This is a genomic window from Pseudomonas sp. W22_MBD1_FP4 (genome assembly GCF_052113765.1).
In the GTDB taxonomy this organism is placed as follows: Bacteria; Pseudomonadota; Gammaproteobacteria; order Pseudomonadales; family Pseudomonadaceae; genus Aquipseudomonas; species Aquipseudomonas sivasensis.
Window position 1 is genome coordinate 109,778 of the sequence record NZ_JBGQOI010000021.1, and the last position, 12,687, is coordinate 122,464.

Annotated in this window: 13 protein-coding genes and 1 pseudogene; 11 read left to right on the top strand and 3 right to left on the bottom strand. The window is 60.6% G+C overall.

Going from position 1 to position 12,687, the window contains the following annotated elements:
- Window positions 1-7: 7 nt before the first annotated feature.
- A complete protein-coding gene (locus tag ACEN2T_RS23585; RefSeq protein WP_371260767.1) occupies window positions 8-931 on the bottom strand; it encodes a cytochrome-c peroxidase in 924 nt (307 codons plus the stop codon).
- A 380-nt stretch (window positions 932-1,311) separates the two neighbouring features.
- Between ACEN2T_RS23585 and ACEN2T_RS23590 the strand changes: the two genes are divergently transcribed.
- From ACEN2T_RS23590 to ACEN2T_RS23600, 3 genes are read left to right on the top strand one after another with little or no spacing between them, the layout of a single operon-like run.
- Window positions 1,312-2,628 carry an HD domain-containing phosphohydrolase gene (locus ACEN2T_RS23590; RefSeq protein WP_032891839.1) on the top strand — a complete coding sequence of 439 codons (1,317 nt, stop codon included), beginning with the start codon at window positions 1,312-1,314 and terminating at the stop codon, window positions 2,626-2,628.
- A gap of 31 nt (window positions 2,629-2,659) precedes the next feature.
- Window positions 2,660-3,073 carry an NUDIX hydrolase gene (locus ACEN2T_RS23595; protein WP_442117662.1) on the top strand — a complete coding sequence of 138 codons (414 nt, stop codon included), beginning with the start codon at window positions 2,660-2,662 and terminating at the stop codon, window positions 3,071-3,073.
- Window positions 3,074-3,097: 24 nt separating this feature from the next.
- Window positions 3,098-3,604, top strand: coding sequence for a GNAT family N-acetyltransferase (locus ACEN2T_RS23600; protein ID WP_032891836.1), 507 nt, complete (start codon window positions 3,098-3,100; stop codon window positions 3,602-3,604).
- A gap of 115 nt (window positions 3,605-3,719) precedes the next feature.
- Here ACEN2T_RS23600 and metR read toward each other — a convergent pair whose 3' ends face one another.
- Window positions 3,720-4,637 (bottom strand): transcriptional regulator MetR, encoded by a 918-nt coding sequence (metR, locus tag ACEN2T_RS23605; protein WP_032891832.1) that lies wholly within the window; start codon window positions 4,635-4,637, stop codon window positions 3,720-3,722.
- A 182-nt stretch (window positions 4,638-4,819) separates the two neighbouring features.
- On the opposite strand from metR, the gene ACEN2T_RS23610 reads away from it, so the two are divergent.
- From ACEN2T_RS23610 to ACEN2T_RS23630, 5 genes are all read left to right on the top strand, one after another.
- On the top strand, window positions 4,820-5,839 hold the full coding sequence (locus ACEN2T_RS23610) for an alpha/beta fold hydrolase (protein WP_442117663.1): 1,020 nt from the start codon (window positions 4,820-4,822) through the stop codon (window positions 5,837-5,839).
- Window positions 5,840-5,893: 54 nt separating this feature from the next.
- Window positions 5,894-6,547 (top strand): DsbA family oxidoreductase, encoded by a 654-nt coding sequence (locus ACEN2T_RS23615; protein WP_032891830.1) that lies wholly within the window; start codon window positions 5,894-5,896, stop codon window positions 6,545-6,547.
- Window positions 6,548-6,727: 180 nt separating this feature from the next.
- A complete protein-coding gene (locus ACEN2T_RS23620; RefSeq protein ID WP_095183941.1) occupies window positions 6,728-7,648 on the top strand; it encodes an arginase family protein in 921 nt (306 codons plus the stop codon).
- On the top strand, window positions 7,645-8,025 hold the full coding sequence (locus tag ACEN2T_RS23625) for a transporter (protein ID WP_032891828.1): 381 nt from the start codon (window positions 7,645-7,647) through the stop codon (window positions 8,023-8,025). The genes ACEN2T_RS23620 and ACEN2T_RS23625 overlap by 4 nt, the downstream gene beginning before the upstream one ends.
- Window positions 8,022-8,414, top strand: a complete 393-nt coding sequence (locus ACEN2T_RS23630) for an EamA family transporter (RefSeq protein WP_032891827.1) — start codon at window positions 8,022-8,024, stop codon at window positions 8,412-8,414. Before ACEN2T_RS23625 ends, ACEN2T_RS23630 begins: the two co-directional genes overlap by 4 nt.
- Window positions 8,415-8,466: 52 nt before the next feature.
- Here ACEN2T_RS23630 and ACEN2T_RS23635 read toward each other — a convergent pair whose 3' ends face one another.
- Entirely contained in the window at window positions 8,467-9,222 is a 756-nt protein-coding gene (locus ACEN2T_RS23635; protein WP_032891826.1) for a MipA/OmpV family protein, read from the bottom strand.
- Window positions 9,223-9,448: 226 nt separating this feature from the next.
- Here ACEN2T_RS23635 and ACEN2T_RS23640 point away from each other — a divergent pair, with 226 nt between their 5' ends.
- From ACEN2T_RS23640 to ACEN2T_RS23650, 3 genes and pseudogenes are all read left to right on the top strand, one after another.
- Window positions 9,449-10,147 (top strand): MtnX-like HAD-IB family phosphatase, encoded by a 699-nt coding sequence (locus ACEN2T_RS23640; RefSeq protein WP_032891825.1) that lies wholly within the window; start codon window positions 9,449-9,451, stop codon window positions 10,145-10,147.
- Window positions 10,140-11,534, top strand: a complete 1,395-nt coding sequence (locus ACEN2T_RS23645) for an aspartate aminotransferase family protein (RefSeq protein ID WP_032891824.1) — start codon at window positions 10,140-10,142, stop codon at window positions 11,532-11,534. Before ACEN2T_RS23640 ends, ACEN2T_RS23645 begins: the two co-directional genes overlap by 8 nt.
- Window positions 11,531-12,361: pseudogene (locus tag ACEN2T_RS23650) on the top strand (alpha/beta hydrolase); the annotation flags it as partial. The gene ACEN2T_RS23645 and the pseudogene ACEN2T_RS23650, both read left to right, overlap by 4 nt.
- Window positions 12,362-12,687: the final 326 nt, after the last annotated feature.

Genomic DNA, 12,687 nt, shown 5'->3' on the forward strand with positions numbered 1-12,687 from the left:
GGTATGCTCATAGGGGCTTGCCTGCCCATTCGCCGGTCAGGGTCTTGAGAAACTGGATAATCAGGTCTTTGTCTTCCTGGGAAGGGTTGCGCCCCAACTGGTACTTGAACATCACATCCACCGCCGCTTCCAGGGTCTTGGCCGAGGCATCGTGGAAGTACGGCGCGGTGACGGCCACGTTGCGCAGGCTGGGCACCTTGAACACGTGGCGATCTTCTTCGTCCAGGGTCAGCAGGTAGCGCCCCAGGTCGGACTCCACCGGGTTGCCGCGCGCCTTGAAGTAATCACCCATCACGCCGAACTTCTGGAACATATTGCCGCCGATATTCACGCCCTGGTGACAAGCGATGCAGCCGTAATCCTTGAAACGCTGGTAGCCGTATTTTTCCTCGATCGTGAGAATCTCCGTGTTGCCCAGCAGGTACTGATCGAACCGCGAGTTAGGGGTGAGCAGCGTGCGTTCATAGGTGGCCAGGGCGTTTTGCACATTGTCGACGGTGACGCCGTCGGGGTACGCCTGCTTGAAGGCGCTCTGGTAGGCGGGCACGTCTGACAGTTTCTGCACCACGGTTTTCCAGTCGCTGCCCATCTCCACGGGGCTGATAACCACTTGTTCGACCTGCGCTTGCAACGTGTCTACGCGGCCATTCCAGAACTGCTTGAAGTTCAGGCTGGCGTTCAAGACCGAGGGGGTATTGATTTGCACCGGTTTGCCGTCGAAACCTATTGAGAACGGCTTGTCGTCAGCGCCGCCGGAGGCTAGTCGGTGACAGCTGGCACAAGACAGGGTGTTATTCACCGACAGGCGCGGCTCGTTGAACAGTTGCCGACCCAGCTCGACTTTGGCTGAGTCCAGTACTGGAACCGTCGGCAAAGGTTTGAGTGCCTCATCCAGCGGCGCGGCCATCAGTGACACACTGAGTCCCATCATAAGGACCAGGCCGAAACCGTGAGTTGCGACGTCGCTCAAGCGAGCACTCCTTGCATAGTGTGGACTATTGATAGGTTATCGGCATGGCGCAGCCCAACTGCAGCCATTGGGCAAAATCCTTTGTCGACGCGGCCTTGCTGAATAGAAAACCCTGGCTCTCTTCGCTCTCCCGGGTTTTGAGGAGGACCGGTTGCCCAGCAACGTGCTGTTGGGCAACTTGGCGCGGCGGGGCACTGACCTGATGTCACAGCTTAGTCGAGCTCCCTTGAATTCGGCGGCCAGTTGGCGTCAAATCAAGCCCGCGCCTTGGGCGAGGGAACACGGCTTAGTACCAGGGTTCAATTCAGCTCCATTCAGTTCAATGTGAAGGCGCAGTAGGCATGGATGAACAACTTGCGACGAAACCCACTATTTTGCTGGTCGACGATGAAGAGTCGATCCTCAACAGCTTGCGCCGCCTGTTGCGCGGCCAACCCTTCGATGTAGTGCTCGCGGGCAGCGGCGCACAGGCCCTGGAGATCATGGCCGCCCAACCCATTGACCTGGTGATGAGCGATGCGCGCATGCCGGGCATGGACGGCGCACAATTGCTGGCCGAGGTTCATCGCCTTTATCCCGCTACCAGTCGCATTCTGCTCAGCGGCTACGCCGACCTGCCGACCATCATCAAGGCGATCAACGAAGGCCAGATCCACCGCTATATCGGCAAACCCTGGAACGACGACGAACTAAAGCTGATCTTGCAGCAGGCTCTGGAGCATCAGCGCCTGGAGCGCTTGACCCAGGAGCAGAACGAGCAGCTCAAGGCGCTCAACAACACGCTGGAAAAACGGGTGGCAGCGCGCACGTCCGAGTTGCAGCAAACCGCCGATATGCTCGATCTGGCCTATGACGAGCTCAAGCGCAGCTACGTGACCGGCACCGAAGTGTTTTCGTTGTTGGCCAACCTGCGTCTGCCCAAGGACAAACAGACCAACCGCGCGCTGATCGAACTGGTGCGCGTGTACTGCACCGCCCAGTCCATAGACGACGCCAGCGCCCGTGACTTGGCCATGGCAGCTGCGTTGTACAACATCGGCAAGCTGAGCTGGAGCGACAGCATGTTGATCGAACCGGCCGACAAGCTGCACAGCACCGATCGCGAACGGTACCGCGGTTATCCGACCCAGAGCGAATCGCTGTTGATGACCCTGGAGCCGATGAAGGATGCGGCGCGGATGATTCGTCACCATCAGGAGCGCTGGGACGGCAGTGGTTTTCCCGACCACCTCAAGGGCGATGCGATTCCGTTCGGTTCGCGCCTGCTGAAGCTGGCGGTGGACTTTATCGAACTGCAGAAGGGCCTGATCCTTGAGCGGCATCTGAACAGCGATGAAGCGTTGTTATATATCCGCAAATACGCCGGGCGCCTCTACGATCCAGAGCTGATCGAGGACTTCGTCCAGGCTTGCGCGGCATTTCTCAGTGATGTGACCCTGGGCGACCCGACCGTCAAAGTGTTGAGCACCCGGGAACTGGCCGATGGCATGGTCCTGGCGCGCAACCTCAATGCCGACAACGGGATGTTGCTGCTCAACGCCGGCAAGGTGCTGAACCTGCCGTTGGTGGACAAGCTGATTGCGTTCGAAGCGATGGAAGGCGCCAAGTACAGCGTGTTTATCAAGAAGCCGGACGACACCGAAGCAGTGCTCCAATAATGTTTATTTTTGAATTCAAGGTGTTCAATTCATGCCTACCACTATCCGTATCGCCGCCGCCCTGCTGATCGGCGCTGACGGCCGAACCCTGCTGGTGCGCAAGCGCGGCACCCAGGCCTTTATGCAACCCGGTGGCAAGATCGACGCCGGTGAACAACCTGCCGAGGCCCTGGCCCGTGAGTTGTACGAAGAGCTGAACCTGCACATCAAACCCAGCGACGCGGCCTACCTGGGTAACTTCTCGGCCCCTGCGGTCAATGAGCCCGGATTTACCGTGCAAGCTCAATTGTTCCAAGTGCAGATCGATGCGCAGGTCAGTCCGGCTGCTGAAATCGAAGAGGTTCGCTGGATCGACCCTGCCGGTGATGGCGGCCTGGTGCTGGCGCCCTTGACCCGTGACCAGATCCTGCCGTTCTATCGCTCATCGCTGGCCATTACTGCCTGACGCTCAGGCGCAAAGGACTCAAACGTGATCATCCGTACGCTGGGCGGCAACGACGCCGAGGCTTATCGAGCGTTGATGCTGGAGGCGTATGGCGCTTATCCCCAGGCATTCACCTCCAGTGTGGCCGAGCGCGCAGCCATGCCGTTGAGCTGGTGGGAAAAGCGTCTGGACGGGCGCCAGGATCGTTTGCTCGGCGCGTATTCAGGGGATGAACTGGCTGGCATCGTCGGCCTGGCGTTCGAGCTTCGGGAGAAGGCGCGGCACAAAGTGACCTTGTTTGGGATGTACGTGACCGAGGCTTATCAGCAGAAGGGCTTGGGCCGACGGTTGGTGGAAGCGGCGCTGGATGAAGCGCGCCAACATCCGCGCCTCAAAGTCATCCAACTGACCGTCACCGCCGGCAATGATGCAGCGTTTGCGCTGTACCGACGTTGCGGATTTATCCAGTACGGCCTGGAGCCGCTGGCGGTGCGGGTGGGCGTGGATTACTTCGATAAAATCCACATGTGGCGCGAACTCAAGGCTGACTGAGAGCCGATGAGGGAAGGGGCTAGCCCCCCGATAGCAGAGTGTCATCAAACAGAAATGTTGAATGTGCAATCGCCATCGGGGGCAAGCCCCCTCCCACAGTTGGAACTGTGTGGTTTCAACGCACCGCGCTGACCCCGTCCAAAGTGGAAAACGACGTATCCTTGGCCGTCAGCAAAAAGTCGCGCATATACGGCGCATCCAGCATGTCCGCACGAATCCCCGCATACAGCGTCGCAAACAAACCTTTCTCACCCAGGCGCTTGGCCTTTACGTAGCCACGCGAGCTGTATTCATGCAACGCCCAATGGGGCATGCCGCACACGCCACGGCCGCTGGCGACCAGTTGCATCATCATCACCGTCAGTTCCGAGGTTCGCACCTGGGCCGGCTCGATGTCGGCGGGCTCCAGGAAGCGGGTGAAGATGTCCAGACGATCGCGCTCCACCGGGTAGGTAATCAAGGTTTCGGGAAGCAAGTCTTCGGGCACGATGAACGACTTGCTCGCCAGCGCGTGCTGATTGGCCACCGCGAGCATGGCTTCGTAAGTGAACAGCGGCACATAGGTGATGCCCGGCAGTTCCAGCGGGTCGGAGGTCACCACCAGGTCGAGGTCGCCACGGGCGAGGGCCGGCAGCGGCGCGAAGGCGAAGCCTGAAGCCAGGTCCAGTTCGACTTCGGGCCAGGCATCGCGGAACTGGTCGATGGTTGGCATCAGCCACTGGAAGCAACTGTGACACTCGATCGCCATGTGCAGACGCCCGGCGGTGCCGCCGGCCAAACGTGCGATGTCGCGCTCGGCGCCGCGCAGCAAGGGCAAGGTGGCGTCGGCCAGTTGCAGCAGGCGCAGACCGGCGCTGGTGAAGCGCAGCGGTTTGGTCTTGCGCACGAACAGTTGCATGCCCAGGCGTTCCTCCAACTCCTTGAACTGGTGGGACAGCGCCGATTGCGTCAGGTGCAGGCGCTCAGCGGCTTCCACCAGGCTGTCGGCTTCGCGCAGGGCGTGCAGGGTCTTGAGGTGACGGATTTCGAGCACGTGCTCTCCATGAAGACAATTTGTGACGAAGTTGAATAGCGTGAGTTTGTCTCATGTTGCAAAGCATGTCGACCACGACCACTGGGCACTCTTCATCAAACTGTCATGGAAGTGTGGCAGCGCGCTTGAACAAACTTCATCAGACTCGCGCTCTACTGGGGTTCTGCGTTTCGGTGTTTTTCATGCGCGTGTTGCTTTTACTGGCCGCCTTATTGTTCGGCCTGCCGTCTTTTGCGGCGTCTCGATGTGATGTCAATGTCCCGACCCAAACGGTCGACCTGGAAAAGGTGAGCATCGCCTACCAGAGTATCGGCCGTGCGTCCGACCCGGCCTTGCTGCTGGTGATGGGCCTGGGCGGGCAGTTGATCCACTGGCCGGACGAAGTGGTGGTTGCCCTCTGCCAACAAGGCTTTCGGGTGATCCGCTATGACAACCGTGATGTCGGCCTGTCCACTTGGCGCGAGGCGCCGGCCAACGCCAATCTCACGTTTGAAGTGCTGCGCTACAAGCTCGGCTTGCCGGTGGCGGCGCCTTACACCCTGACCGATATGGCCGATGATGCGCTCGGGCTGATGAGCGCGTTGCAGATTCAACAGTTCCACGTCCTCGGCGCGAGCATGGGCGGCATGATCGCCCAGCACTTGGCGGCCATGGCGCCGCAGCGGGTGGAGAGCCTGACCTTGATCATGACCAGCTCTGGCGCTGAAGGCTTGCCGGCACCGAGTGCGGCGCTGGTGCAACTGTTGTCACGGCGCGGCGCGCCCAATCGTGAAGTCGCGTTGGAGCAACAGGCTGACTTGCTGGCCGCGCTGGGCAGTCCGACTATCAAGGATGATCGCCAAGCGTTGCTGCACCAGGCGGCGCTGTCCTACGACCGCGCCTTCAACCCGGAGGGCGTGAAACGCCAGATCATGGCGATTCTCGCTGAGCCGAGTCGCGTGCCGTTGCTCAAACAGTTGCGCGTGCCGACCCTGGTGGTCCACGGCACCGCCGATCCGTTATTGCCGGTGATGCACGGCGTGCACCTGGCGGCGCATATCCAGGGCAGCCAATTGAAGCTGATTCCCGGCATGGCCCATCGTTTTCAGGAAGCCTTCAAGGCGCCGCTGCTGACGGCCGTGTTGCCGTACCTGCAAGCTCATCGTGAAGACGCTGCCCATTGGGCCCAGATTGATCAGGCGGCGCCTGCGAAGCTGCTGTGAGGTGGTGTATCGTGCAACCTTTGCGGCGTATGACTGCCAACGAGGTTGCCTACCATGAGTACTCCCCTGAAAATCGATTTCGTCAGCGACGTGTCCTGCCCCTGGTGCATCATCGGCCTGCGCGGCCTGACTGAGGCCCTCGACCAACTGGGCACCGAGGTGCAGGCCGAGATTCATTTCCAACCGTTCGAACTGAACCCGAACATGCCCGCCATGGGTCAGAACATCGTCGAACACATCACTGAAAAATACGGCTCGACCGCCGAAGAGTCCCAGGCCAACCGTGCGCGTATCCGCGACATGGGCGCCGAGTTGGGCTTTGCCTTCCGCACAGATGGCCAGAGCCGTATCTACAACACCTTCGATGCCCACCGCCTGTTGCATTGGGCTGGCCTTGAAGGTTTGCAGTACAACCTCAAGGAAGCGTTGTTCAAGGCCTATTTCACCGATGGCCAAGACCCGTCCGACCACGCCACCCTGGCGATTATTGCTGAGAGCGTCGGCCTGGATATCAAGCGCGCCGCCGAGATTCTCGCCTCCGACGAGTACGCCGCCGAAGTCCGTGAACAAGAGCAGTTGTGGACCTCCCGTGGCGTGACGTCGGTGCCGACCATCGTGTTCAACGACCAGTACGCCGTCAGCGGTGGCCAGCCGGCGGAAGCCTTTGTGGGCGCGATTCGCCAGATCATCAACGAAGCCCGAGCCTGACCGTGTTCCCATGTGGGAGGGGGCTTGCTCCCGATAGCTGAGTGTCAGTCAACACCTGTATTGACTGAACCACTGCTATCGGGAGCAAGCCCCCTCCCACATGAGATTCTGTGTGAATCTGAATATCTCGCTGGCCCGCCCCTTGCATTGACCCCCTAAAGCCATAGGGGAAACATTACCTTGAACATTCTTGACCTCGACCACAGCCTCACCGGTCAGGCACCGATTGCCCGGCGTTTGGCCAGTGGCCGTGCCACGCGCATCGACCTGCTCGACCTGGGCCCTAAGCTGCGCCTGTGGTCCACCGAAAAAACCTGGAAACGCTTCGCTGAACGCCTGGCCCAGCGGCCACGGCCCACGGATGCGCGACCGGAAATCCTGTTTGTCGGCTCCGGCGATTATCACCACCTCACGCCAGCATTCCTTGCCGATCTCAAAGAACCCATCAGCCTGATCCACTTCGACAACCATCCCGATTGGGTGCGCTTTGCGCCCAAGCGGCACTGCGGTTCGTGGGTCAATCGCGCGCTGAAGATGCCGGCGATCAAACGCATCGTCACCCTCGGCCCGTGCAGCGATGACCTGCACAACCCGCAGCTTCGCGGCGGCAACCTTGGTGCGCTCAAGCGCGGGCATTTGCAGCTGTTCCCGTGGCAACACCCGCCGTCGAAAGTGTGGGGCAGGGTCGGCGATGGCGCCGGTCACCAACAGCAGGAAAACCACCTGCACTGGCGCAACCTGGCGGAGCTGGATTGGGCCGCGTTCCTGGAGCAGATGATCAGCAGCCTGCCCACTGACGCGATCTGGATTACCGTCGACAAAGACGTGCTCGCCAGCGAAGACGCGGCGACTAACTGGGACCAGGGCGGCATGCGCCTGACCCACTTGCTGCAAGCCTTGCGCGCACTGGCGGCACGCAAGCGCATCATCGGTATCGACGTGTGCGGCGAGTTCGCTACACCGGCCTTCAGCAATGCTTTCAAGCGCTGGGAAGCCAAGTCTGACCAGCCTCCAGCGGAGCGTTGGAGCCCCGAGGATTTGCAGCGCAATGCCGCCACCAATGAGGCCCTGATCGACCTGTTTGAGGAGCTGTTCCCGTGACGTTGACCGTGGTGTTGCTGGTGGCGTTTTCCATCGTGCTCGATGTGATCGGCCAGTTGTGTTTCAAGCTCGGCCTGGACCGTTTGCCGGAGCTGGAAGGTGGCTTTCGCCTGAACGCGTTCTGGGGCCAGGTGTTTAACGCGCCGTTGTTGTGGGCGGGGATCGGGGCCTACGTCATCGAGTTTTTTATCTGGCTGGAGGCCTTGTCCCGCGCGCCGTTGAGCCTGTTGTTTCCAGCCGCTGCGCTGGCGTATTGCGGGGTGGTGCTGGCGGGCAAAGTGGTGCTGGGCGAAACCGTCAGCCGCCGCCGTTGGCTGGGCACGCTGGTGATTACCTTGGGGGTGATGCTGGTGGCGATTGCAGGGAGTCAGGCATGAATTCGCACGCGTGGTTGCATGGGCGTTTTGGCACCGTGGTGCTATGGGCCTTACTGATCTGCACCGAGAGCGCCGGGCAGTTATTTACCAAAGTCGCCGGTGACCAGTTGGGGCAAATGGATTTCAACTGGCAGTGGCTGGCCGATGTGGCGCGGAACCCTGGGATCCTCGCAGCGATTGCCTGCTACATCGGCGCGTTTTTCGTGTGGATGCTGATCCTGCGGCGCAGCAGTTTGTCCTTGGCGTTTCCGCTCAGTTCACTGGTGTTTGTGGTGGTGCTGCTGGGGTCGTGGCTGGGGCTGGGGGAACATATCAGCCCGCTGCACTGGGTAGGCGTGGCGGTGATTATCGGTGGGATAGCGCTGCTGGCCGAAGGCGAAGAAAACTGAAATGCGGCCCCATGTGGGAGGGGCAAGTCCCTCTCACATGGGGCCGAAGTGATCAATCGAACGTGTAGCTGATCGCCGTCTGTACCTGGCCCTGGTTCACGTCGCCGGTCTGCTTGACGATGCTGCTGTTGGCCGCCGAGCCCACCAGGTGCACCCAACTTGCGCTGGTCAGCAGTGACCAATTGGGCGCCAGGGGGAATTGGAAACTCTGGCTCAGGGTTACGTTCTGGAAGCCGCCACTGGCGTTGTAGGCCTTGAAGCCTGTGGCCGCCGCTTCGTTATCATCCACCCCGAAAAACGTCTGGGTCTGGCGTGCATCGGCAAAATGCGCCACCAGGCCGCTGCTGCCGATGATTCCACCGCCCAGCGGGTAACCGAGCTCACCGCCGACCTTGCCCAGCGCGCCGCTCTGGGAATGCCCGCCACCGACGGCCTGGCCCAACTGGGCGTAAACCCGCCAGAAGTCAGCCGGCGCATACTGGATAAAACCCCCGACCTCGGCCATGTCCGACACATTGCGCATCCCCTGCAGCGAACCGTTGGAGGTGCGCCCCTGCAAGTAATTGATATACGGACCGGCACTTAAACCCTGTGTGTTCAGCGCGCTCCATCTCAGCCCGTCGTCGGTGCTCAGGCTCACGTTGCCCCAGTCGAGGTCGAGATAGGGCACGGGCCGGGTTTCGTAGCGGCTGCCGGTCGGATCGTGGGGTTGGTAGCTGACGCCTGCGCCGACGTCACCGCTGATGCCTTCGGCCTGAGCGGCGAGGCTCAGTAAACCGGCGAACGCCGCGCATGTGATCCTCAACATGGTCACAGTTCCTAAGTGAATACACGCGCATGAACGCGCAAACCATCGCCCCCATGCAAGCACTCATCTTGTTTGTAGCAAGCTACAAAAATTGTAGCTCTGACGACACAAATTCCCCGCTCACACCCGTTAAACCCCCAGCCCTGCGGGGCTTTAACCAATTGGCACACTCCCTGCTCTAGCCCTGATGAAAGCGCAGACAGCGCACTCCATCAAGGTAACCACAATGATTGATTGGCATATCGTGTGCGACTTCGACGGGACCATCACCCCCACCGATGTCATCGACAACGTCCTCCAACGCTTCGCCGGCCCCGAATGGGAAACCATCGAGCAGCAATGGCTGGACGGGCATATCGGTTCACGCGAATGCCTGAGCCGCCAACTGGCGTTGATCAAGGCCACCCCCAGCGAGTTGCTGGCGTACTTCGACAGCGTTGAGATCGACCCGGACTTTCCGGATTTCGTCGATCACGTGATCGGCCTGGGCGCGTCCATTGAGGTGGTCAGCGACGGCATCGAACAAGGCATTGCGCGGATCCTGTCGCGCAACTACGTGACCTTGCTGCCGATCCTCGCTAACCGCCTGCGCCAGGTCGACCAGAACAGTTGGCGCATTGACTTCCCCTATTCCAGCGATGCCTGCCGCGCCGCGTCCGGCAACTGCAAGTGCAAATCCACGCCGCGCAACAAGCGCGTGCTGGTGATCGGCGACGGCAAGTCCGACATGTGCGTGGCGTCCACCGCCGACTTCGTGTTCGCCAAAGGCAGCCTCGCCCAGTACTGCGAGGCCAACAACATCCCTCACGCGCGCTTCGACACCTTTGCCGAAGTGCCTGCGTTGCTGGCCCGACTGCCTCAGGGCATCGCCGCCAACGCTACCTCCTTCACTGCCGACACTCAGGAAATTTTCCACCATGTCTGATATCCGCATCGCTACCGCCGAAGACCAGGTCCTCCTGGATAAAGAAGCCAAATACTGCTCCTACGGCGACACCGTTCACTACATCGAACCGCCGCGTATTTTCAGCCGCTGCGAAGGCTCCTATGTGTGGGACACCGAAGACCAGGCCTACCTCGACCTGCAAATGTGGTACTCCGCGGTCAACTTCGGCTACGCCAACCCGCGCTTGAACAATGCGCTGAAACAGCAGATCGACACCCTGCCGCAAATCGCCAGCCAGTACCTGCACAAAGGCAAGATCGAGCTGTCGGAAATGATTGCGGTGGACGCCAAGAAGAAATTCGGCCTCGACGGTCGCGTGCACTTCAACGTCGGCGGCTCGCAGTCGATCGAAGACTCCCTGAAAGTGGTGCGTAACGCCACCAACGGCAAAAGCTTGATGTTCGCCTTCGAAGGCGGCTACCACGGGCGTACCCTCGGTGCCTCGTCGATTACCTCCAGCTACCGCTACCGCCGCCGCTACGGCCACTTCGGTGAACGCGCGCAGTTCATCCCGTTCCCGTACCACTTCCGGGGCCCCAAAGGGATGACCAAGGAAGAGTACGGCAGCCACTGCGTGCAGCAATTTGCCCGCCTGTTCGAGACCGAATACAACGGCGTGTGGGACCCGAAAGTCGGCCAGAGTGAATACGCCGCGTTCTACGTCGAGCCGATCCAGGGCACCGGCGGCTACGTGATCCCGCCGATGAACTTCTACCGCGAACTCAAACACGTGCTGGACCAGCACGGCATCTTGATGGTGTCCGATGAAATCCAGATGGGCTTCTACCGCACCGGCAAGTTGTGGTCGATCGAACACTTCGACGTGCAGCCGGATGTGATCGTGTTCGGCAAGGCGCTGACCAACGGCCTCAACCCACTGGGCGGTATCTGGGCCCGTGAAGAGTTGATCAACCCGAAGATCTTCCCGCCGGGTTCCACCCACTCCACTTTTGCCTCCAACCCGTTGGGCACGGCGGTGGGCCTGGAGATGTTCAAGATGACCAACGAAGTCGACTACGGCGCGATGGTCATGGCCAAGGGCAAGTTCTTCCTCGAAGGCCTGCAGGACCTGCAGAAACGTTTCCCGATCATCGGCGACGTTGACGGTCTGGGCCTGGCGCTGCGCTGCGAAATCTGCGGACCGGATGGCTTCACCCCGGACAAAGCGACCCTGGATTACATGGTCGAAGAAGGCATGAAGGGCGACATGGTGGTGGATGGCCAGAAACTCGGCCTGATCCTCGACGTGGGCGGTTACTACAAGAACGTGATCACCCTGGCACCGTCCCTGGAAATCAGCTACCCGGAAATCGAACTGGGCCTGAAGCTGCTTGAGCAGTTGCTGGTGCGAGCGACCAATCGGTGAACAGTGCAGAGATCGACCTCGGTGAAGGTGATGCCGGATTCGTTCTCGGTGATGGTCCGGTCGGGATCCTGTTGATCCACGGCCTGACTGGCACTCCGACTGAATTGCGCCAGGTCGCCAAAGGCCTGGCCAAGGCCGGCAATTGCACGGTGTACGTGCCGACGCTGGCGGGGCACTGCGGCGATAACAGCGACCTGCAGGCCACCGGCTGGCGCGACTGGTATGAAGGCGTGCGCAAGACCTTCGTACAGATCAAGCGGCGCCACGCACAGGTGTTCGTTGGCGGTTTGTCCATGGGCGCGGTGATGTCGATGTACGTGGCCTCGGAACACCCGGGGCAGGTCGCCGGGCTGCTGATGTACTCGACCACCTTGAAGTACGACGGTTGGAGCATCAACAAAATGGCGTTCATCACGCCGTTGCTGATCCGGATTCCCTTTGGTGTGCGTCTGTTTCGCTTCACTGAGAAACCGCCCTACGGCATCAAGAATGAGCGCCTGCGGGCGATTGTTGAACGCCAGATGAAAGAGGGCGAGAGCAGCGAAGCGGGGTTGTTGACCATGGAAGGCGTCACCGTGCGCGAGTTGCACTGGATGAACGCAGTGGTCAAAAAACGCATGCCCCGGATCAACGTGCCGGCGCTGGTGCTGCACTCCATCGAGGACGACATCACCAGCCGCTGGAACGCCGACTATGTAGAGCGCCACCTTGGCGGCCCAGTGACCAAGATTCTGCTGGATAACTGCTACCACATGATCACCGTCGACCTGCAATACCGGCGGGTGATTGAGTTGAGTGCTGCGTTCATCGAGCGGCATACATCTGCAGCGGGCTCCGGCTCAGTGTTTGCTGAGCAGGGGTTTTGTGGTGGGCAGGGCTGTAGTGGTGAGCAGAGGGGGGTTGGTGTGCAGGGCTGTAGTGATGAGCAGAGGGGTTTTGGTGTGCAGGGCTCTAGTGGTGAGCAGAGGGCTTTTGGTGTGCAGGGCTGTAGTGGTGAGCAGAGGGGTTGTGATGTGCAGGGCTCCAGTGGTGAGCAGGCTTGCCCTGCGCTGGGGGGCGAAGCCGCCCCAAAACCTGCCATTGCGGTCTAGCTGGAGAAACTCGTTGCCTGGAGTGGGGCTGCTTCGCAGCCCAGCGCGGGGCAAGCCCGCTC

Excerpts from the sequence above, each read along its gene's own strand:
- ACEN2T_RS23610 (WP_442117663.1), top strand. The coding sequence starts at position 4,820 with ATGCGCGTGTTGCTTTTACTGGCCGCCTTATTGTTCGGCCTGCCGTCT.
- ACEN2T_RS23585 (WP_371260767.1), bottom strand. The coding sequence starts at position 931 with ATGATGGGACTCAGTGTGTCACTGATGGCCGCGCCGCTGGATGAGGCA.
- ACEN2T_RS23630 (WP_032891827.1), top strand. The coding sequence starts at position 8,022 with ATGAATTCGCACGCGTGGTTGCATGGGCGTTTTGGCACCGTGGTGCTA.
- ACEN2T_RS23615 (WP_032891830.1), top strand. The coding sequence starts at position 5,894 with ATGAGTACTCCCCTGAAAATCGATTTCGTCAGCGACGTGTCCTGCCCC.
- ACEN2T_RS23635 (WP_032891826.1), bottom strand. The coding sequence starts at position 9,222 with ATGTTGAGGATCACATGCGCGGCGTTCGCCGGTTTACTGAGCCTCGCC.
- ACEN2T_RS23595 (WP_442117662.1), top strand. The coding sequence starts at position 2,660 with ATGCCTACCACTATCCGTATCGCCGCCGCCCTGCTGATCGGCGCTGAC.
- ACEN2T_RS23645 (WP_032891824.1), top strand. The coding sequence starts at position 10,140 with ATGTCTGATATCCGCATCGCTACCGCCGAAGACCAGGTCCTCCTGGAT.
- ACEN2T_RS23640 (WP_032891825.1), top strand. The coding sequence starts at position 9,449 with ATGATTGATTGGCATATCGTGTGCGACTTCGACGGGACCATCACCCCC.
- ACEN2T_RS23590 (WP_032891839.1), top strand. The coding sequence starts at position 1,312 with ATGGATGAACAACTTGCGACGAAACCCACTATTTTGCTGGTCGACGAT.